The sequence below is a fragment of the Bacillus sp. PK3_68 genome, from assembly GCF_003600835.1.
GTDB lineage: Bacteria > Bacillota > Bacilli > Bacillales > Domibacillaceae > Pseudobacillus.
The window spans coordinates 449,189-474,898 of the sequence record NZ_NQYC01000001.1 but is presented as its reverse complement, the minus strand read 5'-3'; the positions used below and the strand labels follow the sequence as shown (position 1 = coordinate 474,898).

The window sequence follows — 25,710 nt, the reverse complement described above, 5'->3', positions numbered from 1 at the left end:
AAATAAAATAAACTGTGACACTGCAGCTATCTTGTTTTATAAAATACTCAAGGGATATTCAGAGAGTGATCAAATTTAACCAAAAGAGGAGACAGGAGAAGTTGGAAAAAAGAACACCTATTCCCGTTGCCGAAGCTGTAAGAAAGGTAATGGATCTGGCTGGCAACGGGACAAAAGAAACCATACATATTGATCAAGCTTATGGGCGGAGGCTTGCAGAAGATGTCATTGCGAAACATCCTGTGCCACCTTTTGACCGTTCTCCGTATGACGGCTTTGCCATTAGAGCGCAGGATTCCAAAACAGCTACAAGAGACAATCCTCTCACCTTTCGCATAGTTGGAGAGATTGGAGCAGGAGATCTATTCAATGGAGAAGTGAAAGAGCGGGAAGCAGTCAGAATTATGACAGGGGCGCAAATTCCTGATTCGTGTGATGCCGTTGTTATGTTTGAATTGACAGCTGAACATTCCGATGGGGCAGACAAGTATATGACGATTAAACGGCCGTTTTCATCCGGTGACAATGTTTCTTTTGCCGGTGAAGATACACAGGAAGGCAAAGTGCTTGTTCAAAAAGGAGAATACATAAATCCCGGTGTAATGGCTCTCTTAGCGACATTTGGCTATAGCACGGTAGAAGTAGCCAAACAACCAGTTATCGGTGTGTTTGCAACGGGGTCGGAGCTGTTGGATGTAGAGGAGAAACTAGAGCCAGGGAAAATCCGCAACAGCAATGCTCATATGATTCTTGCTCAGATTAAAAGAGCAGGAGCAGAGCCGCTTTATTTCGGAAAGCTGCCTGATCAATTTGATCTTTGTCTTACTGCTATCCAAGAAGCTCTGCAGACAGTAGATATACTTATCACTACTGGAGGGGTATCGGTTGGAGATTTTGATCTGTTGCCGGATATTTATGCAAAGATTGGTGCTGAAGTGCTCTTTAATAAAGTAGCGATGCGGCCGGGAAGTGTAACGACGGTTGCCAAGACGGAAGGTAAGATTTTATTTGGTCTGTCAGGGAATCCTTCCGCCTGTTATGTTGGATTTGAATTATTTGTTCGACCGATTGTTGTTCACCGCTCATTTTCTGAGAAGCCGCATTTAAAAAAGGTGAAAGCGGAGCTGGCGGCCGACTTTTTAAAGCCTAATCCATTCACTCGCTTCGTCAGGAGTTCCATTGATATGGAGACTGGTTTTCTGCGTGTAGATCCAAGCGGTTTCAATAAATCCAACGCAGTAGCTGTACTTGCCTATACAGACGTGTTGATGGTATTGCCCGGTGGTACAAGGGGCTTCCAGCAAGGCGACCTGGTTGATGTACTGCTGCTTGATTCTCATGAGGGCAGCGAATGGCCTTGGGGGTGAACAAGCCTATTCTTCAAGTGACCGGCTATCAGAACAGCGGAAAAACAACATTAATGGCCAAATTGATTGCAGAGGCAGGACGGCAGGGATGGACGGTAGCTTCTTTAAAGCATCACGGCCACGGGGGAACACCAGATAGACCTAAAGATTACAAGGACAGCGAAAGGCATCGGCAGGCGGGAGCGCTTGCCGCAGGGGTAGAAGGCGGCGGTGTTTTGCAAATAACAGCTGCGAAAACAAACTGGCGGCTTGAAGAGATTCTACCGCTGTATAACAGCTTTCCTGTCGATTTGCTATTAATTGAGGGATACAAACGAGCCGGGTATCCAAAAGTTGTTTTAATTAAAGAGCCGCACGAACTGGAATTACTTGAACAACTGGTAAACGTTCAAGCGGTGATTAGCTGGAAGCCCATTGCGCTGCAGCAGCCGACCTGTCCCGTATTTCTGCTTTCAGAAGAAGAGAGGTATATAAATTGGTTTGTGAGCTACATGCGCAACAGTCTAGTTTGATAATCAGAGGCCCTTTCGCTTATCTGGAGCATACTGCCCTCATTGGATAGTATGCCTTTTCGTAAAAAAGAAGAAAATCTAACTCATTAGAGGGGGCTGTCTTCAGCAAGGAATCCTATTTTACCGCACGGCCGGTTTGATTTTTCAGTTGCAAAATTTACACAGGATGGCAGAGGCAAGGAAGAAGACCATGTTGAGTAAGAAAACGATCGGTCGTGTTGTATTTCTTAATTGATCTGTGAGTGAAAGTCCGCCTTGGACAGATGAATACATTCAATTTATGGTAAAATAATAAAGATTGAGAGAACTAAATGAGCCGCTATAGCTAGGTATATTAGACTTTTACAAAACATAAAATAAAAGATTTTCAAGCAGGAAATTTGCTTGCGTAATAGATAGTCAGTCTTGCCCCTAGAAAGGAAGATCAAGATGCAGGGACGTTATTCAAGACAAGAGCTGTTTTCTCCTGTCGGCAAAGAAGGACAGAAAAAGTTGCAGGAGAAGCATGTGCTTCTTATTGGCGCAGGGGCCCTCGGGACAGGAAATGCAGAAGCGTTAGTGCGTGCGGGAATCGGCCGTTTGACGATCGTTGACCGTGATTATGTGGAAGAAAGTAACTTGCAGCGCCAGCAGCTGTACAGTGAAGAGGATGCAAGACTGGCTCTTCCCAAAGCAATCGCTGCAAAACGTAGGCTTACTGCTATTAACTCGGCGGTCAGGATCCAAGCAGAAGTAATGGATGCTTCTTATGCTGAGTTGCTAAAATGGGCTGAAGAGGCAGATTTGATTATTGATGCAACCGATAATTATGAAACAAGGCTCATGATTAACGATGCCGCCCATCAGCTGGGAGTTCCGTGGATATATGGCGCCTGTACAGGCAGCCATGGTATGGTGTTTGCTATATTGCCTGGAGAAACACCGTGTCTCCGCTGTTTATGGGAAAAAGGAGCAGTCGGCACTGGACATACGTGTGACACGGCAGGTATTATTGGCCCGGCAGCCACTCACGTTATTTCCTATCAGGTAACAGAAGCATTGAAGATATTAGTGGAAGATTGGGAGGCGCTAAACGGCAAGCTTATTATGTTTGATCTTTGGAAAAATATGCATCAGGAGATCAAGGTGAGCAAAGTAAAGCGAAAAACGTGCCCTACATGCGGCGAATCGCCAGTTTATCCGCATCTTTCCCATGAAAATCTAGCAAAAGTATCAGTGTTATGCGGGAGAAATACCGTGCAGATTCGCCCGGTGCATGCAAGAAAAGTAAATCTTCTGGAATTAGAGCGTTCGTTTATCCGACAAGGTTATGCCGTCAAGCGCAATCCATATATGGTGACCGTTCATTTCTCTCCTCACCGACTAGCTGTGTTTTATGACGGCCGGGTCCTGGTCCATGGAACGAACGACCAAACAGAGGCAAAAAAGTATTATGCTAAATTATTTGGGTAACGAACGGCCTGTCTCTAACGGACAGGCTCGCTGCGGTGAAAATCGCCGTTTTTTCCGCCGGATTTCTCTACTAAATAAGTAGGGCCGATCACCATACCTTTGTCGACTGCTTTGCACATGTCATAAACGGTCAAGGCACAAGCGGACGCAGCTGTAAGAGCCTCCATTTCTACACCTGTGCTGCCTTTGGTTTTCACAGAAGCAGCAATAACCAGCCTGTAGTTGGCATCTTCGCTTACCCAATCAAAGGAGATATTTACACCGCTGATAGGAATGGGATGGCACATGGGGATGAGAGAGGACGTCTGTTTGGCAGCCATAATGCCAGCTACCTGGGCAACAGCAAGCACATCCCCTTTTTTTATCGACTGATCGTTGATTTGCTGATAAATTTGTTCATTGACGAGCACGCTTGTTTGGGCAACCGCCGAGCGATGAGACGCCTGTTTTTCAGTAATATCCACCATTTTCGCTCGGCCTTGGTTGTTAAAATGAGTAAATTCAGACATACAATCCCTCTTTTCAGTATGATTTTCCTTAAATATGGCTATTTGATTGTAACATGGAAGGAGAATGAACCGAAATAAGAGAAGTTTATTAACATAGATTTTTAGAAGGGGGAACGGAAGGTGGAACGGTTATTTGTTGTGACAGATCGCCCGATTTCTATTGAAGAGGTAACGAAGAAAGTAGTCCGACCGGAAGCGGGGGCCATCTCTAATTTTATTGGAACTGTTCGGGAGTATACACATGGTCGCCGGACTTTATCCTTAACATACGAAGCTTACCAATCGATGGCTGAAAAACAGTTAGAGAAGATTGGAGAAGAAATTAGCCAGAAATGGCCAGAGGCAAAAACGGCTATTACACATCGGACAGGGCATTTAAAGATTTCTGATATTGCCGTGGTGATTGCCGTGTCTACTCCACATCGCAAGGATGCGTTCAGGGCGAGTGAATATGCCATTGAACGAATTAAACAAATTGTGCCTATCTGGAAAAAAGAACATTGGGAAGACGGAGAAAAATGGATCGGCAATCAATTGGAGACAGAAGCCTATCCAGAAGGAAGACCGAAAGGAGAAAATATGTATGATTAACATTCTTTGTTTTGCTCATTTGAAAGAGCAGATTGGCAAAGAGCAGTTGGAAGTAGCGAGCAACGAATTGACCGTAGAAGAGTTGTTAAGCGAACTGCGTGAAAAGTACTCTATTGAGACAGACACGCTCATTGTAGCTGTCAATGAGGAATATGCCGATTCAGATGATGTGGTCCGTTCCGGCGATACAGTGGCGCTTATTCCGCCTGTAAGCGGAGGGTAAAGCATTGACCACGGAAAAAGAGAAGCTGTGGGCCGGTGTCATACTTGCTGGTGGGGAATCAAGCAGGTTTGGTGAGCCTAAAGCCTTCGTCCGATACAATGGAAAATACTTTTATGAGTATTCTTTGCAAGCTCTTGTTCCTTTTACCAATCAAGTGGTGATCATCAGTCATCCATCACTTACCAGTCGATTTAGTCAAGATCCCGCTGTCAAGGTAACAGAAGACATCCCCCCTTTTTGCGGGAAAGGGCCGATGGCTGGCTTATATAGCGCAATGAAGCAGGTTACCGCCGAATGGTATGTGGTTCTTCCATGTGATATGCCATTAATAAACGAAAAAGTGATGAATGCACTCATTGCTGAAGCAGATCGGTCATTTGATGCTGTGATTCCCAGCATAGCCGGCCGTCAACAGCCGCTTGCAGCCGTTTATCATCGCCGAGTGTTGCCTGTTATTACAGCCCAGCTTACAAAGGGAAACTATCGGATGATCGATTTACTTAGTGAAGTAAACGTTAAGAAAATAACGGAAGCTGATCTCCAATCAACTGAAAGGTTATTTCAAAACATCAATACGAAGGATGCCTATCGCCAATTATTTGTAGATGAGTAAGGCACTCTGCCTCCATGCAAACATCTGCACAGCCGTGGCATCCAGAAAGGAGAAATGAATGGGACAAGTAAAAGACCAGTTTAACAGACCGCTAAGAGACATTCGGATTTCCTTGACGGATCAGTGTAACTTTCGCTGTTCTTATTGTATGCCGGCTGAAATCTTTGGCGCAGACTATCCGTTTTTACCGAAAGAGGAATATTTGACGTTTGAGGAAATTATCCGTGTCGTTCAAGCAGCAACAGAGCTTGGCGTAGAGAAAGTCAGGTTGACGGGAGGAGAGCCCCTGCTTAGAAAAGACCTCCCCGAGTTAATTCATGGCTTATATGCCAAGACAAATATTAAGGATATTGCTTTAACAACGAATGGTGTCTTGTTGCCCAAGTATGCTACAGCATTGAAATCGTCTGGCTTGCAACGGGTGAATATTAGTATGGATGCGATTGATGATACCATTTTTAAACAAATGAACGGCCGATCTGTCAGCGTGAAAACCGTGCTGAGAGGAATTGAATCAGCGCAGAAGGCCGGCCTTGGCATTAAAATAAATATGGTTGTGAAAAAAGGTGTAAATGAGCAACAAATTTTGCCAATGGCGACTTATTTTAAAAAAGAAGGTATTCCCCTTCGTTTTATTGAATTTATGGATGTAGGAAGCACGAATGGCTGGCAGCTTTCTTCGGTCGTATCCAAGCAAGAAATCGTCAAGTTCATCAGCAGCAAATTTCCTGTAGAACCAGCAGATGAAGCGTATTACGGCGAAGTAGCGAGCCGTTTTCGTTATAAGGATGGAAGCGGAGAGTTTGGTGTGATTTCTTCAGTGACAGAATCATTCTGTTCGACATGTACCCGGGCAAGAATATCTGCAGATGGAAAATTGTACACTTGTCTATTTGCTACAAAAGGCAGCGATTTAAAGGCTGTGCTCCGATCGACGAGTTCAATAGAAAAAGTAAGAGATCATATGTCAGCTCTTTGGCTTGCGCGAACGGACCGCTATTCCGATGAGCGAACGGAAGAAACAGCAAAGAACCGGCCAAAAATTGAGATGTCTTATATTGGCGGTTAAAGAAGAGAGGTGCACCCATTTCACATGAATGAAAGACGAGTACATGCTCATAAAGGGCAAGCGGCAAAGCATGTTGTCTGTCAGGTGATTACTGTCAGCGATACACGAACAGAAGAAACGGATAAAAGCGGAAAAAAAATTAAAGAGTTTTTAATCAACAGTCACCATTCCATTGCACGCTACCAGATCGTTCCTGACGAAAAGGAACAGATTACAGGAGCTGTTCGGCAAGGGATTGAAGACCCCAAAATCAATGCGGTGATCATTAATGGAGGCACCGGTGTGGCTAAGCGGGATGTGACGATTGAAGCAGTGGCACCGTTGTTTGAGAAAGAGCTAACCGGATTTGGTGAGTTGTTTCGTTATCTTAGTTATACAGAAGATATCGGTTCTGCGGCTATCTTATCCCGAGCTGTTGCAGGTGTAGCTGGAGAAACGATCATTTTTGCGCTGCCGGGTTCTACTGGCGCAGTAACATTAGCGATGGAAAAACTGGTTTTGCGTGAAGTTGGCCATATTGTGGCAGAATTAAATAAAGATAGATAAGTGAATAAGGATAAAAAACGAGTAAGACGAGGTGTATTTATCCTTTTCTCTTGTCAGAGGAAAAAGCAAGGTTTTTGATCTAGGCCTCATAAATATTGTTAGGTTTCTTTGTGAAATAGGCCTCATTAAGAGACGAATAATGCTAGAAATAAATAACGGTAGACATTGACTTGTCGGGTATATCGAACTATGATAATTGTATAAAAAACGTTAGTCTAATAAGACATTTGTGGAATTTTTTTATATAACAATCTTATGGTGGAAGCGATGAACAGTCATTTGTATGTGGGCACTTGAATGGCTTGGAGCGAGTAGTGCAACCGACTCTTTTTTGAGTCGGTTTTTTTGTTTGGATATACCCAGATATGTATAGTAAATATTGTACAGCAAAAGAAAAAACAAAGAGAAGAGAGAGATTTATCATGCCTGTACCTTCTAAGAATGTAGAAGACAATCAATTGGAGAATATTTTAAAAGAGTTGACAGATGTCAAATATGCAATTGATCAGTCTTCTATTGTCGCTATTACCGATCATCGAGGAAAGATACTTTACGTGAATGAAAAATTTTGCAAAATTTCTAAATACAATGAGGAGGAACTCCTTGGTGAAGATCACTGTATATTGAATTCGGGTTATCATTCACGGGAGTTTTTTAAACAAATGTGGGCAACGATTGGTTCCGGTCAAATCTGGAAGGGAGAGATAAGAAACAAGGCGAAAGATGGGTCGTTTTATTGGGTAGACACAACGATTGTTCCTTTTTTGAATGATCGCGGGAAACCTTATCAATATGCATCGATAAGAAACGATATTAGTCTTCGAAAGAAGATGGAAGAGGAATTGAGAGAGAGCGAGGGGAAATATCGACTAATTGCAGAGAATTCATCTGACTTGGTATCAGTGATTGATCAGTCAGGAAGCTTCCTCTACATGTCTCCATCTCATGCTTTGTTGTTGGGCGATGAGCTTGCGAAATTAGAGTCAGGAAGGATCTTTCAATGGGTGCATGAAGAAGATCAACTGACTCTTTCTGAAGAGTTAAAGCTTCTGGCTGCTAAAAAGAAAGTATCCTCGCTGCTCGAATTCCGTATAAAGACGAACCGGGGAGCGTATAAGGACACGGAAACGAAGATTAATCCCGTCATTGATAAAGATGGGGAGATCAAAAGCTTCGTGCTGGCGATGCGAGATATAACCGAACGGAAAAAATCAGAGAGAATGATTTATCATTTAGCTTATCATGATACATTGACGGACTTGCCTAACCGCCGATTATTCATGAACCGATTGAGAAAAGAAGTGGATCATGCTAAGAGTTATTCTTCTCAGCTTGCTGTTATGTTTATCGACTTGGATCGCTTTAAGTTTGTGAATGATTCTTGGGGACATGAGAATGGAGACTTTATCCTAACTGAGGCTGCTCGCCGTATTAAAAACTCGCTGCGACCAAGTGATTTAGTCGCGCGGCTGGGTGGAGATGAATTTACTGTGTTGCTAAACAATGTATCAGGCATGGAAGAGCTGGATCAGATTGCCAAAAGGATTCATTCTAACTTTCAAGAACCATTGAAAGTTGCAGGCGAGCACTATACGCTTTCCTGCAGTATTGGCATTGCACTTTTTCCGGTGAACGGTGAAGATGCAGATGAACTATTAAATAAAGCGGATACCGCTCTTTATTCCGTTAAGAAACGGGGCAGAAACGGCTATGCATTATTTAAACCAGAGATGGAAGAGAAATCCTTGGAGCGCATCCTGCTGGAGAATGAATTAAGAAAAGCGATTGAGCTTGAGCAATTTCATATTGATTATCAGCCCAAAATGGATATTTCTAAAAATCAACTCATTGGAATGGAGGCGCTTGTCCGCTGGGACCATCCGGAGCTGGGGAGGATCTCTCCCAATAAATTTATTCCGGTTGCCGAGGAAACGGGCCTTATTCTTCCTCTTGGAGAGTGGGTTCTCCGGCGTGGATGTAGGCAAAATAAAGAATGGCAAAACAAAGGGTACCCGCCATTAAAAATCTCGGTTAATATGTCTGTTCGCCAATTAGCGCATCCCAATATTATAGAGAGAATTGAAGAAATTTTAACAGAGACCGGATTGGAGGCACAATGGCTGGAGCTTGAAGTAACGGAAAGTGTATTTGCAGATATCGATCACGCGGCCGATACTTTGCAAAGGCTGCGGGACATCGGTATTCATATTTCTATTGATGACTTTGGTACTGGATACAGTTCATTTAGCTACATTAAATATTTACCTGTGGATACGTTGAAAATCGATGCCTCTTTCATTCGGGATATTCATCAAAATGAAGAAAGTCAGGCAATTGTACAAGCTGTTTTAACTCTTGCACGGACGCTTGGGATCAATGTTATTGCTGAAGGGGTGGAGAGCCAGGAGCAATTAGATGTGCTGAATGAGGATGGCTGCAGCCAAGGACAAGGGTTTTTATTTAGCAAACCGTTGTCAGGAGAAGACTTTGAAACCTATTTAATGGAAGCGGCCGAAAGAGGGCAAAGCGAAAAAGCAGATGGCTAGCACGAATGAAAATAATACCAACGTTGAAAAAATTTAGATTATGAATAATAATTTATTTAACCCTGGGGGTCGCTTTTGCATAGGCTCACCATCAGGGTTTTTATGCTTATGCCGGCTAATCATTCAAGCAATCTGTCATACATCTGCACGGCAATAAATTTTGCAGCCTTTAATTTTCAAAAAAGGACATGGTACAATTGGAATACACTAATTTTCTAAGCGGACACTTTAACTGACGAGCGGTCTGCTGCATAGATGACGAACTTTCACACCGGATAGGAGGAGAAAAGGTGATGATTGATGTAGAAAGTTTTAAAAACTTATCCGATTTCGACAATGTATTAGTCGTCGATGCGAACGGAAATGTTATTTTTTATGATATGGCTGACTTAAATATATTGAAAGAGCTTCATCTCAGACCCGAAAACTTTCTAGGGAAACATGTCACCTCTTTTTATAAAGATTTAACCAACGAAAATAGCACGTTAATGAATGTATTAAGAAGTGGCCGTTCCCTTTGTAACATTAGACAGGAAATTACAACAACAAAAGGAAATATAGTGGTATCGGTTAATTCGACTTACCCAATCAAAGAAGGAGATAGAATTATTGGAGCGGTTGAGTTTTCTAAACACTTTTTTCCGAAAGAAAATATTCAGCATATGGATAAGTATGCTCGCCATAAAGTGTACCGTAAAAATGATACCATTTATACAATTGATGATATTATCACCGTCAATCCAACTATGATAGCTATTAAAAATAAAATCGAAAAAATTTCAAAAACGGATTCAACTGTACTTATTTACGGAAGGACAGGAACAGGAAAAGAAGTTATTGCCCAAGCTATACATAATTTAAGTGACAGATACAGCCAGCCTTTCGTTTCTTTAAATTGTGGAGCCGTTCCCGCTAACTTGCTCGAAAGCACGTTATTTGGAACAACGAAAGGGAGTTTTACCGGGGCAGAAGATAAACAAGGCCTATTTGAACAAGCGGAGGGCGGAACGCTGTTCTTGGATGAAATTAATTCTTTAGAGATTGGCCTTCAGGTAAAACTTCTAAAAGCAATTGAAGAAAAGTCCGTTAGGCGCATAGGGGGCAAAAAAAATATTAAGGTGGATTTAAGAGTGATCTCAGCGACAAATGAGGATCCTGATCTACTAATTGCCGAGAAGAGAATGAGAGAAGATCTTTATTATCGGCTAGGAGTCGTCCAAATTGATCTACCCAACTTAAAGGAACGACAGGAAGATATTGAAGTACTATTGGAGCATTATGTCAACTTCTATAATAATAATATGAATATTTTTATCGATGAGATTGATCAGGAAGTGATGGATTGCTTTAAAGCCTATGACTGGCCGGGGAATATTAGGGAATTAAAAAACGCAGTAGAGACTGCCTTTAATCAGGCAAATGACCATCGGATTACACTAGAAGATATCCCGAAGAGGATTCGGGAATATAAACGGCCTGTTCCTGAAGCTAATAGAATAAGTGCTACCATTCATTCTCTTCGTGAAGCAGTAGAGGATTATGAGAAAAAAATTATTATGGGTGAGTTGGAACAGGCCAATGGGGTCATAGCTCAGACAGCAAGAAGACTCGGGCTTTCTAAACAATCATTAAAATACAAAATGGATAAATACAGATTGCGGTAAAATTTTTTACGAGGGAGGGAGAATTTTCTCCCTCTTTTTTGTGTGGAGAAAGAAAATTCTTTCGCCAATCGCTTCGACAAACTTTAAATAAGTCAGCCGTTTTCCAGTCATAAAGCAATGAGGAAGAGTGGAAGGATATATTCCTGATAAAATTGGCACATTAATTGCATTTGAATATAACGTCAGCAAAATCATTAATTAACATGCGCAAGCATACACGGTGCAACCGCTTTTATTTTGGATGACTTAAGCAACAACACACCAATAAAAACAAGAAAATGAAAGCGGATCATTCAATCTTTAGTAGGGATTGAGTAGGTGAGCGTTGAGGATCTGCCAAGAAATAAGTGGGCAAATCGAAAAGTAATCATCTAATAATTTAATTTGGGAAGGAAAACGGTAGAAATGAACAACCAAGGCATAACAACTTTTATAAACGGCAAAATCTTCACATCTAATCCCGACCAACCATATGCAACTGCTATGAAGGTGCAAGATGGCAAAATTATATGGGTTGGCAAACAGGAGGAGGTTGCCTTAACAGCAGGTGATGTCATCGATCTTCAAGGTCAACGGGTACTTCCGGGACTCATTGATGCTCATCTTCACCCATGGCATTTAGCTATGTATTCAAAGCAAATTGCTGCTCTTCCTCCGAATGTCTACTCTATCGCTGAGTTGATTGAAAAGATTCAGGAAGCGAGAAAGAATTTGAAGGAGGAATCCTGGATTCAATGCTGGGGATATGATGAGGGGAAATTAGCGGAAGGTCGGATGCCGACACGTTGGGATCTCGATAAAGCTGCTCCAGATGTGCCTGTGATTGCCAGTCGCTCATGTGTTCATATTGCTACGGTGAATAGCAAAGTATTAGAGATGGCCGGCATCACAAAAGATACGCCAAATCCTCCGGGTGGACAAATTGATAAGGATGAAAATGGCGAACCGACAGGCGTTTTGCGTGAAAGTGCAAGGGAATTAGTATTTAAAATCATGCCTGTTCAGACAATTGAAGAGGACGCTTTAGCATTAGCCGAGCTAAGTCCTAAATTACTTGCTCATGGCATTACAGCGGTGACCGATTTAATGGCTAGAGTAGAACCGGTTGATTACTTGGAGATGTACAATCAAGGCCGTGAAAAAGGGTTGAAGCAACGCACGGTGCTTTACTACCTATGGGAAGATTTACAAAAACGGCCGATTCAAGATAAGGAGCGAACAAATCGAGAGAATCCTATTCATATTGGCGGAATCAAACTGTTTTCAGATGGAAGCATTTCTGGACAGACAGCATGGGTGAATCCGCCATTTTTGGGTGAAGGAGAAAATTGCGGAATTGCTACTACGTCAAAAGCTGAATTATTGGCTGCGGGTGAAGCGGCTAAACAATACGGCATTCAGTTAGTGATTCATGCGATGGGGGAGCAAGCGATCGACTTAATTGTTGATACGTTCTATGATAAAGAAGGCTGGCTGGAGGACGCTCCATCCATCAGAATTGAGCATGTTACTTTGCCTACTGAACAAGCGATGAAACGCATGGCTAAAGCCAGAATTGGCATTGTTACACAACCGGTTTTCCTATATGCCGAAATAGAGAGCTATCTGAAAAACTTAGGAGCGGAACGGACAAAAAGTACTTATCCTATAAAATCGATGCTAAAAGAGGGCATAGAAGTCGCCTTTTCATCTGATGCCCCAGGAACAGCATGGGCTGACCCGGTAAATCCATTCCTTGGAATTAAATCAGCTATTACACGCAAGGCATATGATGGAACGGACACTGGACAAGATGAGAGGGTAGATGTGGCTACAGCGATTGAGCTTTATACAAGAGCGGCTCAGCAGTTGACACGTATTCCGAATGTCGGCCAGTTAAAACCGGGTTATTACGCAGACTTCATTATACTTGATCAAGATATTTTAGAGATCGATCCACAAAAAATTGATGAACTTCAAGTCATGGAAACCTATATGGGCGGAAAGTGTGTGTATCAAAGAGAAGCCGCAGTAAAAAGTTAAACGAGATATGAACTTTGTAGGATGAGAGGAGAAATAGATCTGTCATTCCATAAAGAATATAGTGAATATTTCACATATTCGATAGGTTAACACTTTCTATTTTGGGAGAGACAAACATCCCGGTTTATTTATGTTAGGCTTCAGAACAGCGAAGCTTAATTTTTTAACGCTTCCTGATCAAGGGAGGGAACTTTATCGTTTATTGCAACAATTATTCGAACGGCGTTAGGGTCTTATATGCGGCCGCAGACCTTTGACTCGACACTAAAGAAAGGCAGCCTTCATGTAGGCATAAAGCTAGCAGCAATTTAATAGTAGCCGCCTTTTTTCAATAAATAAATATTTTTAATTATTTTATTAGTAAGATCTTTATTTTTTGATAAAATAATTGTAATTATGCATGATTATGCAGTTAATAGACGCCCGTTATGTGCTTTTATTTTACTTGATGTTTTGGGAGGGTCATTATGTCAAAGTCAATATTTACTAATGGGGTAATTCACACATTTGATGAAAACCAACCGTTAGTTGAAACAGTCGTCGTAGACGGTGGACGGATTACAGAGATAGGATCCCATAAAGAAATGATGACAAAATGGGGAGATAGCGACACAAAAATTATCGATTTACAAGGGAAGATGGTGACTCCCGGACTGATTGACAGTCATCTTCATCTTTCAGGGGTTGCTTTTCAATATTTGGATTTAAATTTGATTGGGATCACATCTAAACGAGCGATGCTTGAAAAAATACGCGAGAGAGCGAGTGCCACTCCGCCGGGTAAGTGGCTGCTTGGTATGGGATGGGATGAGAACCTTTTTACCGATGGAACGATGCCGACGATACAGGAACTAGATCAAGTTGCCCCGCATTGCCCGGTTTTCTTAAAGAGAATTTGTCACCATGCATTTCTTGTAAACAGCAAAGCACTTGAAATGTCCCATTACCACCCGTCCATAACAGTCCCAACTGGCGGAAGCATTGTTCTTGATGAAACTACCAAAAAACCAACGGGTTTGCTGCTTGAATCGGCTTCTAAGCTGGTTACCGATTACATACCGGACCATACATATGAGGAATTGAAGTCCGGCCTGGGGCAAGCAATGGACCATGTCGCACAGCGGGGGATAACAAGCGTCCATACGAATGATCCGCTCTACCTGGGCGGCTTTGATCAAACATATAAAATGTATGATGAATTAATCAATGAAGAGGAAAAAGGTCTGCGGTGCAACCTTTTAATTGATTACCCTTTTCTTGATCGCTTGAAGGAGAGAGGCATATATGCAGGTTATGGGAATGATAAATTGCAAATTGGTGCAGTAAAGATTTTTGCAGACGGGGCCTTTGGGAAAAGAACCGCTTTACTCTCAGAGCCTTATTATGATGCGCCGAACCAGTTTGGGGAAGCGCAGCACAGCCAGGAAGAGCTTTATCACATGGTGAAAGAGGCAAGAGAGCACTCCATGCCAATAGCTGTTCATACCATTGGTGATCAGGCAGTAGAAAATGTGCTGGAAATACTTGATCAATTTCCGAAAGTCAATCACCGCGACCGCATTATCCATGTGTCGTTGCTGCGAGAGGACTTGATCCAGCGCTTGGCAAAGTCACACATAGTAGCAGACATTCAACCGAGATTTTTAGTTGGGGATTTCCCGTGGGTAAAAGAAAGACTTGGAGAGCAAAGAATCCAGTATTTATATGCCTGGAAATCGCTGTTAACGGCTGGAGTAGTATGTGCAGGGGGGTCCGATGCACCGGTCGAGCCTGTTGATCCGTTGTTAGGTATTCATGCAGCAGTCACCCGGAGAGACCCTGCACAATCGCATGACGGCTGGAATGAAAAAGAGAAGCTGTCAATGCTTGAATCGTTCAAGCTATTTACCATCGGTGGGGCATACGCGACAAATGAGGAACATAAAAAAGGAACGATCTCGCCTGGGAAGCTAGCCGATATGACGGTTTATTCAAACGACATTTTGTCAATGGAGGATCCAGACGAACTGTTAACGACCAAAATCGAGATGACCATCGTGGACGGAAAGGTTGTTTACCGGGGGTAAACAACTAAAGAGAATGCCATTAATAATGGAACCGACTAACGAGACTGGATAAAGTCATTAGCTGTCAGTTGGACTGAACAAAAAGATCATTGACCGCCCCGTAATTGAACTATTACCGAGCGGTCTGCTTTTAGTTGTTTACGCCAATAGGTTTGACGGTTCATCGGACAGCTAGTTAATTTTCTCCAAATCCACCTGCTCCATAAATTCAACAAAAGCCCGGACAATGTTAAGCTGGAGCGATTCTTCATGGAAAATCATCCACGTTTTTCGGATGATCGGCTGTCCATCTTTTGAGCGGATGGCTATTTTATACACATCTTTTAAATCGCTTAAGAGCATCCCTGGCAAAATAGCATAGCCCAAGCCGTTGGCCATCATATTTTTGCTTGTGCCGGCTTTGTCTACATCGATACTGACAAGAGGCGGTTTCGTATAGTTTTCTGCCCACCAATTATCGACGACTGTCCGCAAGTTCTGATCTGTATGATAATCGATCCGCGGCAGATCGGGCAAATCTTCCAAAGTAATTTTTTCTCTGGAAGCAATATAAATTGGCTCTTCGAATAAGAGCTTTTTGCCGCCTTTCCAACTATAATCTCCTTTCACAAAAGCAACGTGTACATCCTGGTTATAAGCTAAATGAATAATTTCGTTGCTCCAGCCTGTCATCACTTTAAATTCTATATCGGGGTATTCATCTTTAAAGAGCTTTAGCAGCCCGGGAAGTTTATAATCTGTAAAAAAGGTGGAGACACCGAGCCGGAGTGTGCCAGTAATTTTCTTTTCCATGTTCAGCACATTCTCTTTTATATGCTGCAGCTTTAACAGCATGTCATCAGCACATTTAGCAAGATACTCTCCTTGGGGAGTAAATTGTACACCGCGCCGTCCACGATTGACAATTTGCACACCGAATTCCTTTTCCATTTGCTTTAAACGGTTCGTTAGTGCGGGCTGAGAAATGTACAGCTTGTTTGCCGCTTTTGTCATGTTTTTTTCATTAAATAATGTTTGTAAGACGCGCCAATCTCTTTCATCCATTGCTCTTTTTCCTTTCTGCTATAACTATATTTTATGGTTAAAGATAAAAAAGCGATATTTTATTTATTTCTTTAATCTTAGTATAATTTATTTATAGACAACAAGAAAAGAAAGAAGAGGATCGGATGAAAGTAAACAAATGGGTCGTCCTACTAGTAAGCAGCCTTGGCGGGCTGTTGTTATCATTGACTGGTTTGTCAATTGGTTGGATGTTAGGAACCTTGCTTGCGGCCGCTTTTATTTCTTTTGCTTTTCCGCAAATTTCAGGAGCAAAAGACATCCCTAAAAGCTGGTTATATATAGGACAGTTAATATTGGGCATTCAATTGGGTCAAAAGATTAACCTGTCGGTGTTAACTGCTTTTCAGTCTCATTGGATCGTTATCACTCTTATGATCGGATTATCAGTTGTTTTCTCATTACTTTCCGGTCTTAGTTTATGGAAATTTAGCCGCTCAGATATGCTCACAAGCTTTTTTGGCACAGCGCCTGGCGGATTGTCAGCTATGCCGGCACTGGCGGAAGAGGTAGGCGCCAACACTGCAGTGGTGAGCATTATTCAGACCATGCGTGTGTTTTTAGTGATTTTAATTATTCCGGTGTTCGTTTCACTTTGGACGATACATCCAGCTAGCGCAGCGGCTGTGCAACAGACTTCACTGGGATTTGAGCCAAGTCAATTGCTGTGGACAGCCGTATTAGCTCTGACAGGATGGGGCGGTTATCATATCGGGAAATATTTAAAATTCCCGGCACCTTGGCTTCTGGGAAGCATGACAGCTGTGGCAATTGTTCAATCATTCAGTTCTTCCTATGCCGGTCATAATATGGTAGCCTACTGGCCGCACAACTTGATCGTTTTGTCACAAATTTTGATTGCCGTATCGATTGGAGTCCGTTTTCATAAGAAAATGTTTATCGGACTGAAGCAGACGCTGATTGTCGGCTTGATCAGTACCATTGGGCTGATTGGTGTGATGTTTGCCTGTGCATACCTTGTTTCTCTTGTGACAGGCATAGATTTTAAAACAGCTGCACTCGCTTTTGCACCAGGGGGAATTGCTGAAATGGCCACGACAGCGGTTGTACTTGATGCAGATTCGACCTTTGTAGTTGCTGTGCAAGTGCTTAGAATTTTGGCCGTTTGTCTTGTGTTACCGCCTTTCTTTCGATTGCTGCACGGTTGGGAGATGCGGAAGGAGGTTCATTCGCACCTCTCTGCGTAATTTAAGCGAGAGAAAAACAAATTCATCGCTGTTATTCAGAAAAGGGCAGTCTAAAAATTGGTTATCCACCAACTTTTAGACTGCCCTTCTTAATGAATTTTTTCCTCTTTCATTTCAATAAGTTCTTCGCTCATCTGTCTAATTCGGTCAGATAATTCGAGAACAATCTCTTCTAATTGAGTAATCCTTATTAATAACTTTTCTTCGTCTAATTTTTTCATAATTTTCCTCCTAAACCTGGCGGCTTTCAAAACGTGCACACCTTACTATTGATATTATCTTTTTTTGCCTGCTTTAAACTTTTTGAAAAAAGTTTTTCTTTCCAAAGAATGTGAAACGCACGGGTAAAAAACAGAAAAATGGGTACAGTAATAGAAACGGGAGAAATGAGGTTTGAAGGGCGCCATACGAAGAAGAAGAGGAGGTGTCACAAGGTGGAATTGTTGTTGCTTCTTACCGGTGCACTGTTTTTGGGGCTGTACTTACAGCGGAAAAAACAGTCGTCAAACTATAAAATAGATCATGGCATGCTGATTACAGAGGATACATTCAATCAAGTAAATATCCCATTATCAGAAATTGTGGAAGTTGTAAAAATAGGAAAAACAGCGAAGCCGCGTTTCCGGTTTAATGTTGAGACCTTTCTGGGAAGGCTCGATAGTGTAGCGGTATATACGCGTTCAAATGTTTCTTATCTTCTCAGAGTGAGAAATGCTAAAATGCTAATCAGAGAATTAAAAGAGCAAAATCCAGGTGTGTATACAAAAGCAGAAGTTATATAATGACAATGTGATGAGCGAACAGGCAGGCCCCGGCTATTTATTATAGTGGGGCTATATTTTATTTTTTTGAAAAAAGCTCTTTTTTTTGTTTTATATTTGCCGATCCCAGCATATTATTTACAATTCATTGACGAAAGGAATTTTTTGTTTACAAAGCAATTCAAAGCTGATAGGTTATAGGTGATGTGATTGACCATATATAGTGAAAAAGAGGTATATATATGACACCCTTCATAAATGAAGATGCTGCTATTGAATGCACGACTACCGATACGGAATATCGTTGGAAGAAAAATGTGATTAAAGTGGATAAGGGATTTTTAATCAGTAAAGGTATAGTCACAAATGTTCGGATTCCGATTCATCACATAGATACGGTTGTATATTCGATGAATCCGAAAAAACCGGCTCTCGTACCAGGATTAAAAATTATCGGCAAAGGAACTGTACTCGCAGAGCTTGATATTTCCGGTGAATATATTGAAAGTGTGCAGGACTGGCTTCTTCAAGTGATTGAGCGGCACACGAATGCTTAACCCTGTGTTTACTCGCAGGGTTTTTTTGTTTGCAAAACTAAAGGAGATCCTTATCTAGTTATGTATGGATGTAGGGTTTGCTAGCTGCTATCGTTCGATCTGAAGGGCGAGAGCGTGAGGTGAAATAGACAAACAGTTAAAGAGAAAGAGGGGAGTTATTTAGTGTAGATAAGATCATTACCGTTCATTTTTTTATAGGATTAAGAACGTTTGTTTGTTATAATGGAGAAAAAGAAAAGGATGGAAATAGATGAAAGGATCGGCTCATTTGGCTATCGGAGGAGGCTCCGGATTAGCAACAGCTGTTTATTTACATACGGATCCTCTTACTACAGCTGCATTAGTTGGCATTGGGGCAGTAGCTGGTCTTGCACCTGACCTTGACGTAAATGGAAAGCTGTCCAATCGAATTACTATATCAAAAAAGTGGCTGATCTTGTTTTTTGCAGCAGCTGGCCTGCTTCTAATTGGCTATAGCTACGTAATGTTGAGCGGTTTTGTTCAGTCGGCTGGCTTCATCGTTGGTCTTTGCTTGACGATATTGCCTAGATTGTTTATTAAGCAGCGTACGATGCTCTTTATAACAGGAGCTGGATTAGGTGTGACCGCTTGGTATGCCGATATTTTTTGGCTGTTGTTGTTAAGCGGGTTTATTATTGTTTCTTCATTTTTATCTCACCGTTCATTAACTCACTCTTTAATAGGAGCTGCCTGTTTTGCAGGGATAGCGTGGCAATTCCAACAAAGTGTAGGAATTGAAGGCAGCTTTTTGGCTGCTTCGATCGCTTACATGAGCCATTTAGTAGCAGATATGAAAGTATGGCCGGCTAATAAAAGAGGCATTAAATGGTTTCAGCCATTGTTTAATAAAGAGTTTTAAGGCGGGAGAACCCGGGCTATAAAAGGGATTGAGGGAGAGGTTAAAAACTCCCCCAGAGTTCCCCAATATTACATATTGATCATGCTGTTGAATGCTTGGACGGGCTTTTCTTTTAACTTAATCCACCTCTGGAGTGTTTTCTAAACGTTCAGCGGTGACTTTGACTGAAATAAGCGGTCTTATTAAAATAGTGTAGCCCATAAGCTGTAACTAGTGCTAACCCGCTCGTTCATTATATGGTCAAAACAGAACTTTATGGTACGGCTTCGTATTAGTTGAGCAGCTCTATAGAAAATAAAAATAAAATCTTCATCCTTTAAGCTAGAACCATAACGGAATGTTGTTTGAATACACCAAGCTCGATGCGTTTTCAGCTGTTTTAATAAAATGTCGTCTACCAGTATTGTTCGATAACTATTTTTTAGTTTTCGACGATCTGGTATTTTTTTCGTCTCGTATTTTGTTAACTGTACGTGTTTTTCTCTCAAAATCAATGTCATTGTACGTTAAACCAAGCGCTTGTCCTCTACGCTCTCCATATAAGAAGGAGTATGTAGTTTGTAATTTTTTCTTAGCAGCACGGCATTTTTTTATAACACATTCATAAAAACACGCTTGCAGATTGCTTGATCGAGATTTTATAGTCGGTGTTTACTGAGAAGGAGATTGATTTGTAATCTAATGACGATCTCTTGTGGCAATCGTGAAGGATTTTATAGTCGTTCTTATGAGTTTTATTAGCCATGAAACTCATCCAATGTACCCAAGTGATCTTGCGAGCAGATACTCGTTATACATGATGATTTGTCGTCTGAATGCTTCAGGCGAAAAGAATATTGAAAAGAAGAATATAAAAAAGCCAGGAAAATCTCCTGGCAGACTTATTAACCTGTATATGTTCTGGGGGAACGAACAGGTGACTCTTTAACCAGTATTTCCAATTCAAATAAAAATATACAACAGGAAAGATCTCAGCCTCTGGAAAGCATCAACACTTCAATTATAAGAGGTCGGGAGCGTCCTAATGAAAGATTCTAACCTTATAGTCAGGCAGAAATCGAAGGCAGCTAGGACGGTGCTTCATGTAATAAAAGACAATGGGTTCGGATGTCTGGCCAGGATGCTATTTGATGCATTTGTTGGACGAATAACAAGCGATAGATGAATGAGAGATAGGTTAAAAATCCCTTGAATGTAATTGGTTGTAATGGGAAAATAAGGAATGTGTTAAAAATTTGGAGTTAGCAACTGGCATTTGCGTGCTCCTACCTAAATGTGTAGCGTGCAGAAGGGGTAGTTAAGGTGCTAAGAAAGATATTTTGCAGGCATTCATGGGCTTTACGTATTGATGATACGAAAGTGAGAGGGAAAGTTTACGAATGTAAGAAGTGTGGGGAGGTGAGAATCAAATTTTATTAAGATTATAGTTCATTGAAAATATAACAGCTTACTATAGAGCTTAACGGAAAAAGAGAGGGTACCAAACCATTAAGGCAGTATGCAGCTGCTTTATGGTTTGGTGTCTTTTTTTATTTTATGGAAAGGGGAGGAATGCAAAACAATTAAATCTTTTTATAGATATAAATGGAAAAGAAAGACAAAACTTGATTATGAGGGCCAAGGAGATACCGTTGGGCGCTTACCGTTCAAACAGAGAATAGCAGTTATTTGAAAAAGCGTATTTCATTATTACGCAATCGAGCCATTGAATGGGAGGGGGGTATTGGGGATAATAGAGGATTCCTTTAAATAAGTCACCATAAATCAAAGTACACTCCCTAAATATGGTGCATAGGATAATTCTATAAATTGATGAAAGGAATGAAAGTGATGTATTACGTTCCTTATATGTATCAATATCCACATCCTTACTATGTTAACCCGCCGATAGATAACCAGAGAAGACAGTCGGCTTATTGGCCCATGCCTAATGAGATGAAGCATGGAAACCGATTTGCTTCTCCACAGCCTTTAAAAGGTAAAGGAAGCTTTGGATTAAAAGATTATGGAACCCAACCATTTGTTGTAAACATTGATAAGGCCACTAACCAAAACAACACATTTCGTACGGCCCTATGGACAGGGAAAAATCTACAAGTAACTCTGATGAGTATTGGAGTGGGAAAAGACATCGGATTAGAAGTTCATCCGACAGTTGACCAGTTTTTGCGCATTGAAGAAGGGCAAGGAATGGTTCAGGCAGGAAATACTAAAGATAATTTGTATTTTGAAGAAAGAGTGTATGAGGATTACGCAATTATGATACCAGCAGGGACATGGCACAATGTCATCAATACTGGAAATAAGCCAATGAAGCTTTACTCGATCTATGCGCCACCTGAGCATCCATTTGGTACTGTTTATAAAACGAAAGCAGATGCAATGGCGGCTGAGAAAAAAACACACTAATAAATAGCAGGTTGAATAGTTTTATGGTTACTTTTCCTTAATAATTGTTTTAGGGGAAGAACGGAACAAAAAACGGACAAATTCCGTCCAATAATCGAACAAACAGGGTGCCGTTTTGGGTACCTTTTTATTTTTCCATTATCAGTCAGTTAGTTGGCTAGATTGTGAGATTCTTTTACAAAACGACCGACTGTCGACAGCTGCTGCTTCTGTTGAAAATGAGAAGTGATCCAAAAGAGCCTTATGGGTGCTAATAGAGGAACATACAAGAGAAGGAGTATTTAAGAAAAGAGAGAGGAGGGGTTAATTTCCTCTAGTTGTTATCGAAGCGTTTGGTCCAAGTGTTTGCAGGGAATTGGTAAGCAAGTTAGCAGACAACGAACTAGTTTTCCAGGGAGATAACACAGAGGAGGCAATATGGAAAGAGACGAATTCACCTACGAGATTCTTAAAGAAATTCAGAATGGAAAGCAACTTCACTAGAGTGACTTTTCGATGAATCAGGAGCAATTTGAAGCTGAAATAGACACGATTAAAAAGAACCATCTAGTCCAAATTGATGGCACGAGTGATGGGGAGAAGGGTCCGGAGTTAACATCGGAAGGGATTACGTATATAGAAGAGTATGAATAGGAGTAAGCAATAGTAGCATTCTTTAGCTGTTTTTATTTGAGGTGGCTAGATTATCCTCTCAGCATATCGAGAATAAAGTTCCTTTCTTGAAAGTGAATTATTAAAAGGTGGTTGATAACTTGCAAAAAAAGATTGGAATAGTGCCTTTGAAACATCCAATATTTAAATAGTGATGAGGTTCATTCAGCAAGTGTAGTGGCATTGATTAATGTTTTATCTCATAAAGGGATCATTACTGCTGATGAGTATTTAAAAGAGTTTACAGACTTGATTAAAAAGATGGATGATAAAAAGGCAAAATAAGTCTTATATAGACAGAGCATTTTCTTTGCGGGGCTTCTTCTGTATACAAAATAAAAACCCTATTTGCAATAGGATTTTTATTTTCCTCTTCATACCACACTTACAGCAATCGCTATCTTGAGCTGATAATTCAACAATCTCTCATTTTACCCTGGCCTTGAAAGAGGGGTCTTTGGATTAGCTTAGTTATTGGTGGTACTTTAAATAAAATATAGTGTGTAAACAAAGCGATTAATAAGCCATTTATAAATCCAGCCATTACATCAAGTGGATAATGTACTCCCACCCACACCCTAGAGAAAGCTACACCTACAGCGAGAGCAAACCAGATATGTTTAAAGCGATAGGATGACAGCCATAGAGTAACAGCAATTACTATTGCGGAAGTAGCATGGTCACTCGGGAAAGAGGAGTTAGCAGAATGGTCTACGAGTTGAATAATGTTATGCGATATAAAAGGCCGATCTCTATAGATGAATACTTCAATAAGTCTGTTTATTGAAAATCCTAAGGCAAATGCAAACATAGCTTGAAAGGCTATTATGCGAAAATTACTTTTGTTTAGTAGCCATAACATTATAATCAATAAACCAAAAGCATATTGAACATACTCAGCAAAGAAAATCATGATGTTGTCTAGCAATTGATAGCGCTGAACTTGATCATTGATAAATTTAAACCATTCGTAATCTGCATCTGTAAAATTCATTTGATAATTACCTTTAACGTACTAAATTAATTAACGTTTCCTTTCCATCTGTCTATTACTAACATTTTAACAATCACTATCCATTTTTCAAGGTATTGTTGCATAATTCTACATGATTAAAAAATAGAGTACTTAAATAATTTTATTATTTCTGTCCGATTGGATTACTTTTCTTTGAAATCCAAGGGTTAGTTTAACGTATGGGTTAGGAAGAGAAAATCGTTTCTTTTTTTAAACAAAAAGAAATTGAGGATGATTAGATATGAGATGGATATTGGAAAGCTGAACGACTTATTTGTGAGGTTAACTATAAATCAATTCTTTGATGGAATGGTTCAATTGGATTTCAAAAAGTGATCCAGCGTCCGAATAGAAGGTGCTCTTTTTATGTCCAAATATATAACATGATTCTTCCCGGCATTTGAGCAACAGCTTTAAAATAAGAAGAAAAATGTGAGATTGTGTATTTAAAAAATATCCAACACATATAAAAAGTGTTATAGCTATCTCTACGGCAATACATTGAATGTAATCGCCTGTATTTTTTTAGGATAAGCGGGCAATTTAACAATACATATAGAACAATGTTTATAAATATGAGGAACAAGTAAATGCTAAGAACTTTTACAAATGAGGCGATAAATATGAAAAAGAAAGCCATATTGATATTAAGCATAGGGTTTGCTGTCTTGATAGCATCTGCTTTCTTCTTACAACATTTAAATGGATCTTCCCCTAAATGGACAGACATGCTGGGGAGAATTGTGATTGGTCTTCTGCCTATCCTACTTTTATTTTTAAAGAGGATTCCTTTTAGCTTGCCGTTGATTATAGGGTATTATGCTTTGCTTTTTTTCGCATTTTTCCTAGGTGCCGTTTTACGTTTTTATGATCGTTTTTCTTGGTGGGATACGGTTCTGCATTTTGGAGGAAGTGTTTTCACAGCCTTTGTTGCAATGGCTTTATACAGGCTTCTCATTCCTGAGTCGGCAGAAAGAAGAATTTCTCGCTGGCTGATTTTTCTATTTGTCCTAACATTCGCGGTAACCTTCAGTGCCTTTTGGGAAGTTATAGAGTTTATTGGGTCTGTTATGGGGGCTTTGGAAAGTGATGATAATAAAGATACGATGACCGATACGCTATCAGGCATGGCAGGAGGGGTTATCATAGCTATCTATGCAGCCTTTCACAAAAAGGTAAGCGACCAAAACTGAGGGACAAAGACATAAATAAGTGAATAGATTAGGGAGCTACCTTAGAAGAATATTCATTAAGGCAGCTCCCTTTCTGTTGTGAAGGTATTTATTTATCTTTTCTTATTATTAGGATCTTCCGTATCTCTATTGTTTTCAAGGAGATCTTCATCATTTTCATTCATATTGTTATCCCCAGGCATCAGATTATTTTCATTGTTTTGGTTATTATCACCATCGGGGAGTATATCATTTCCGTTGTTCGTGTCATCTCCGCCGTTGGGGAGTATATCATTTTCATTGTTCCTGTTGTCTTCACCATCAGGCAGGATATCATCGTCCCTATTCATGTCATTTTCGTTGTCGGGGCCTATATCATTAACCTTATTCTCATTGTCATTTTGAGGTGTTTGTTGTGTATCATTGTCATCTTCTACTGGATCATTATCATTGTTACAACCCATTAATACTACGGCTGTTAATAAAAAGGCAGGTAGTATATGTAACCATTTTTTAGGCACTTTTGTTTCCTCTCTTTCAGCGTTGTTTTTTATTGCTTTATCATTTTGTTCAGTTTATTAATTTTTATGTATAGCTTAACATGAGGCCGATTTGTTTTATTTGTACAGTAGATCATGATCTGGGATGAGGATGGGGCTTGTCATTTTTTATCATAAAAGCAATAAGGAAACAGTTAAAAAGAGGAGGCTGGAAAGTTCTTCGTTTAAAACTTTTTATAAAAATAAAAGCATTAGTCGTATAAAATTCTCATAACAAAGAATTAATTTTGTATCTACTATATCAATTATCTGGTA

The 25,710-nt window shown here is 40.6% G+C and carries 24 protein-coding genes and 1 riboswitch; of the genes, 19 read left to right on the top strand and 5 right to left on the bottom strand.

Annotation, left to right across the window (positions count from 1 at the left end; all coding sequences use genetic code 11):
* Positions 1 to 101 precede the first annotated feature (101 nt).
* The 3 genes from CJ483_RS02300 to CJ483_RS02290 all read left to right on the top strand — a co-directional run bounded on the left by CJ483_RS02300 (position 102) and on the right by CJ483_RS02290 (position 3,331).
* Positions 102 to 1,367, top strand: a complete 1,266-nt coding sequence (locus CJ483_RS02300; protein ID WP_120031555.1) for a molybdopterin molybdotransferase MoeA — start codon at positions 102 to 104, stop codon at positions 1,365 to 1,367.
* Complete coding sequence (mobB, locus tag CJ483_RS02295; protein WP_120031553.1) at positions 1,352 to 1,879, top strand: molybdopterin-guanine dinucleotide biosynthesis protein B; 528 nt, start codon at positions 1,352 to 1,354, stop codon at positions 1,877 to 1,879. Before CJ483_RS02300 ends, mobB begins: the two co-directional genes overlap by 16 nt.
* A gap of 429 nt (positions 1,880 to 2,308) precedes the next feature.
* A complete protein-coding gene (locus CJ483_RS02290) occupies positions 2,309 to 3,331 on the top strand; it encodes a ThiF family adenylyltransferase (RefSeq protein ID WP_120031551.1) in 1,023 nt (340 codons plus the stop codon).
* A gap of 14 nt (positions 3,332 to 3,345) precedes the next feature.
* On the opposite strand, the gene moaC is transcribed toward CJ483_RS02290, so the two are convergent.
* Positions 3,346 to 3,840: a cyclic pyranopterin monophosphate synthase MoaC gene (gene moaC, locus CJ483_RS02285; protein WP_120031548.1), complete on the bottom strand. Its 495-nt coding sequence runs from the start codon at positions 3,838 to 3,840 to the stop codon at positions 3,346 to 3,348.
* A 120-nt stretch (positions 3,841 to 3,960) separates the two neighbouring features.
* On the opposite strand from moaC, the gene CJ483_RS02280 reads away from it, so the two are divergent.
* The 9 genes from CJ483_RS02280 (at position 3,961) to CJ483_RS02240 (ending at position 15,180) form a co-directional block, all read left to right on the top strand.
* Positions 3,961 to 4,431 (top strand): molybdenum cofactor biosynthesis protein MoaE, encoded by a 471-nt coding sequence (locus CJ483_RS02280; protein WP_120031546.1) that lies wholly within the window; start codon positions 3,961 to 3,963, stop codon positions 4,429 to 4,431.
* A complete protein-coding gene (gene moaD / locus CJ483_RS02275) occupies positions 4,424 to 4,654 on the top strand; it encodes a molybdopterin converting factor subunit 1 (RefSeq protein WP_120031544.1) in 231 nt (76 codons plus the stop codon). The genes CJ483_RS02280 and moaD overlap by 8 nt, the downstream gene beginning before the upstream one ends.
* A 4-nt stretch (positions 4,655 to 4,658) precedes the next feature.
* Positions 4,659 to 5,267 carry a molybdenum cofactor guanylyltransferase gene (locus CJ483_RS02270; protein WP_120031542.1) on the top strand — a complete coding sequence of 203 codons (609 nt, stop codon included), beginning with the start codon at positions 4,659 to 4,661 and terminating at the stop codon, positions 5,265 to 5,267.
* A 58-nt stretch (positions 5,268 to 5,325) separates the two neighbouring features.
* Positions 5,326 to 6,336: a GTP 3',8-cyclase MoaA gene (moaA, locus tag CJ483_RS02265; RefSeq protein WP_120031540.1), complete on the top strand. Its 1,011-nt coding sequence runs from the start codon at positions 5,326 to 5,328 to the stop codon at positions 6,334 to 6,336.
* 24 nt (positions 6,337 to 6,360) lie between these two features.
* Entirely contained in the window at positions 6,361 to 6,882 is a 522-nt protein-coding gene (locus tag CJ483_RS02260) for a MogA/MoaB family molybdenum cofactor biosynthesis protein (protein WP_120031538.1), read from the top strand.
* A 251-nt stretch (positions 6,883 to 7,133) separates the two neighbouring features.
* A riboswitch (cyclic di-GMP riboswitch) is annotated at positions 7,134 to 7,217 on the top strand.
* An 87-nt stretch (positions 7,218 to 7,304) separates the two neighbouring features.
* Positions 7,305 to 9,428 (top strand): sensor domain-containing protein, encoded by a 2,124-nt coding sequence (locus CJ483_RS02255; protein WP_120031536.1) that lies wholly within the window; start codon positions 7,305 to 7,307, stop codon positions 9,426 to 9,428.
* A 293-nt stretch (positions 9,429 to 9,721) separates the two neighbouring features.
* Positions 9,722 to 11,092 (top strand): sigma-54 interaction domain-containing protein, encoded by a 1,371-nt coding sequence (locus tag CJ483_RS02250; protein ID WP_120031534.1) that lies wholly within the window; start codon positions 9,722 to 9,724, stop codon positions 11,090 to 11,092.
* A 405-nt stretch (positions 11,093 to 11,497) separates the two neighbouring features.
* Complete coding sequence (locus tag CJ483_RS02245) at positions 11,498 to 13,114, top strand: amidohydrolase (protein ID WP_120031532.1); 1,617 nt, start codon at positions 11,498 to 11,500, stop codon at positions 13,112 to 13,114.
* 467 nt (positions 13,115 to 13,581) lie between these two features.
* Positions 13,582 to 15,180: an amidohydrolase gene (locus CJ483_RS02240; protein WP_120031530.1), complete on the top strand. Its 1,599-nt coding sequence runs from the start codon at positions 13,582 to 13,584 to the stop codon at positions 15,178 to 15,180.
* Between the two features lie 171 nt (positions 15,181 to 15,351).
* Here CJ483_RS02240 and CJ483_RS02235 read toward each other — a convergent pair whose 3' ends face one another.
* Complete coding sequence (locus CJ483_RS02235) at positions 15,352 to 16,224, bottom strand: LysR family transcriptional regulator (protein WP_120031528.1); 873 nt, start codon at positions 16,222 to 16,224, stop codon at positions 15,352 to 15,354.
* Between the two features lie 125 nt (positions 16,225 to 16,349).
* Between CJ483_RS02235 and CJ483_RS02230 the strand changes: the two genes are divergently transcribed.
* Entirely contained in the window at positions 16,350 to 17,450 is a 1,101-nt protein-coding gene (locus CJ483_RS02230; RefSeq protein ID WP_120031526.1) for an AbrB family transcriptional regulator, read from the top strand.
* Between the two features lie 89 nt (positions 17,451 to 17,539).
* Here CJ483_RS02230 and CJ483_RS24845 read toward each other — a convergent pair whose 3' ends face one another.
* The gene (locus CJ483_RS24845) at positions 17,540 to 17,671 is read right to left on the bottom strand and encodes a hypothetical protein (protein WP_259455538.1); all 132 of its coding nucleotides are present in this window, start codon (positions 17,669 to 17,671) and stop codon (positions 17,540 to 17,542) included.
* A 213-nt stretch (positions 17,672 to 17,884) separates the two neighbouring features.
* On the opposite strand from CJ483_RS24845, the gene CJ483_RS02225 reads away from it, so the two are divergent.
* The 5 genes from CJ483_RS02225 (at position 17,885) to CJ483_RS24325 (ending at position 22,690) form a co-directional block, all read left to right on the top strand.
* Positions 17,885 to 18,232, top strand: coding sequence for a hypothetical protein (locus tag CJ483_RS02225; RefSeq protein WP_120031524.1), 348 nt, complete (start codon positions 17,885 to 17,887; stop codon positions 18,230 to 18,232).
* Between the two features lie 221 nt (positions 18,233 to 18,453).
* Positions 18,454 to 18,768: a hypothetical protein gene (locus CJ483_RS02220; RefSeq protein WP_120031521.1), complete on the top strand. Its 315-nt coding sequence runs from the start codon at positions 18,454 to 18,456 to the stop codon at positions 18,766 to 18,768.
* 250 nt (positions 18,769 to 19,018) lie between these two features.
* Positions 19,019 to 19,648, top strand: a complete 630-nt coding sequence (locus tag CJ483_RS02215) for a metal-dependent hydrolase (RefSeq protein ID WP_120031519.1) — start codon at positions 19,019 to 19,021, stop codon at positions 19,646 to 19,648.
* A 1,830-nt stretch (positions 19,649 to 21,478) separates the two neighbouring features.
* On the top strand, positions 21,479 to 22,057 hold the full coding sequence (locus CJ483_RS02205; protein ID WP_120037747.1) for a cupin domain-containing protein: 579 nt from the start codon (positions 21,479 to 21,481) through the stop codon (positions 22,055 to 22,057).
* A 495-nt stretch (positions 22,058 to 22,552) separates the two neighbouring features.
* Positions 22,553 to 22,690 (top strand): hypothetical protein, encoded by a 138-nt coding sequence (locus tag CJ483_RS24325; RefSeq protein ID WP_182916938.1) that lies wholly within the window; start codon positions 22,553 to 22,555, stop codon positions 22,688 to 22,690.
* Between the two features lie 433 nt (positions 22,691 to 23,123).
* On the opposite strand, the gene CJ483_RS02200 is transcribed toward CJ483_RS24325, so the two are convergent.
* Positions 23,124 to 23,702: an undecaprenyl-diphosphatase gene (locus tag CJ483_RS02200; RefSeq protein ID WP_120031515.1), complete on the bottom strand. Its 579-nt coding sequence runs from the start codon at positions 23,700 to 23,702 to the stop codon at positions 23,124 to 23,126.
* A 644-nt stretch (positions 23,703 to 24,346) separates the two neighbouring features.
* Here CJ483_RS02200 and CJ483_RS02195 point away from each other — a divergent pair.
* Positions 24,347 to 24,916, top strand: coding sequence for a DUF2238 domain-containing protein (locus CJ483_RS02195; protein ID WP_142927202.1), 570 nt, complete (start codon positions 24,347 to 24,349; stop codon positions 24,914 to 24,916).
* A gap of 92 nt (positions 24,917 to 25,008) precedes the next feature.
* Here the strand turns inward: CJ483_RS02195 and CJ483_RS02190 are convergent, their stop codons facing one another.
* On the bottom strand, positions 25,009 to 25,416 hold the full coding sequence (locus tag CJ483_RS02190; protein WP_120031511.1) for a hypothetical protein: 408 nt from the start codon (positions 25,414 to 25,416) through the stop codon (positions 25,009 to 25,011).
* Between the last annotated feature and the right edge of the window lie 294 nt (positions 25,417 to 25,710).

Bases quoted from the DNA above. Each gene is read 5' to 3' on its own strand.
- mobB (WP_120031553.1), top strand. From the start codon at position 1,352: ATGGCCTTGGGGGTGAACAAGCCTATTCTTCAAGTGACCGGCTATCAG.
- CJ483_RS02290 (WP_120031551.1), top strand. From the start codon at position 2,309: ATGCAGGGACGTTATTCAAGACAAGAGCTGTTTTCTCCTGTCGGCAAA.
- moaC (WP_120031548.1), bottom strand. From the start codon at position 3,840: ATGTCTGAATTTACTCATTTTAACAACCAAGGCCGAGCGAAAATGGTG.
- moaD (WP_120031544.1), top strand. From the start codon at position 4,424: ATGATTAACATTCTTTGTTTTGCTCATTTGAAAGAGCAGATTGGCAAA.
- moaA (WP_120031540.1), top strand. From the start codon at position 5,326: ATGGGACAAGTAAAAGACCAGTTTAACAGACCGCTAAGAGACATTCGG.
- CJ483_RS02260 (WP_120031538.1), top strand. From the start codon at position 6,361: ATGAATGAAAGACGAGTACATGCTCATAAAGGGCAAGCGGCAAAGCAT.
- CJ483_RS02255 (WP_120031536.1), top strand. From the start codon at position 7,305: ATGCCTGTACCTTCTAAGAATGTAGAAGACAATCAATTGGAGAATATT.
- CJ483_RS02250 (WP_120031534.1), top strand. From the start codon at position 9,722: ATGATTGATGTAGAAAGTTTTAAAAACTTATCCGATTTCGACAATGTA.
- CJ483_RS02245 (WP_120031532.1), top strand. From the start codon at position 11,498: ATGAACAACCAAGGCATAACAACTTTTATAAACGGCAAAATCTTCACA.
- CJ483_RS02240 (WP_120031530.1), top strand. From the start codon at position 13,582: ATGTCAAAGTCAATATTTACTAATGGGGTAATTCACACATTTGATGAA.
- CJ483_RS02235 (WP_120031528.1), bottom strand. From the start codon at position 16,224: ATGGATGAAAGAGATTGGCGCGTCTTACAAACATTATTTAATGAAAAA.
- CJ483_RS02230 (WP_120031526.1), top strand. From the start codon at position 16,350: ATGAAAGTAAACAAATGGGTCGTCCTACTAGTAAGCAGCCTTGGCGGG.
- CJ483_RS24845 (WP_259455538.1), bottom strand. From the start codon at position 17,671: ATGAAAAAATTAGACGAAGAAAAGTTATTAATAAGGATTACTCAATTA.
- CJ483_RS02220 (WP_120031521.1), top strand. From the start codon at position 18,454: ATGACACCCTTCATAAATGAAGATGCTGCTATTGAATGCACGACTACC.
- CJ483_RS02215 (WP_120031519.1), top strand. From the start codon at position 19,019: ATGAAAGGATCGGCTCATTTGGCTATCGGAGGAGGCTCCGGATTAGCA.
- CJ483_RS02205 (WP_120037747.1), top strand. From the start codon at position 21,479: ATGTATTACGTTCCTTATATGTATCAATATCCACATCCTTACTATGTT.
- CJ483_RS24325 (WP_182916938.1), top strand. From the start codon at position 22,553: ATGAATCAGGAGCAATTTGAAGCTGAAATAGACACGATTAAAAAGAAC.
- CJ483_RS02200 (WP_120031515.1), bottom strand. From the start codon at position 23,702: ATGAATTTTACAGATGCAGATTACGAATGGTTTAAATTTATCAATGAT.
- CJ483_RS02195 (WP_142927202.1), top strand. From the start codon at position 24,347: ATGAAAAAGAAAGCCATATTGATATTAAGCATAGGGTTTGCTGTCTTG.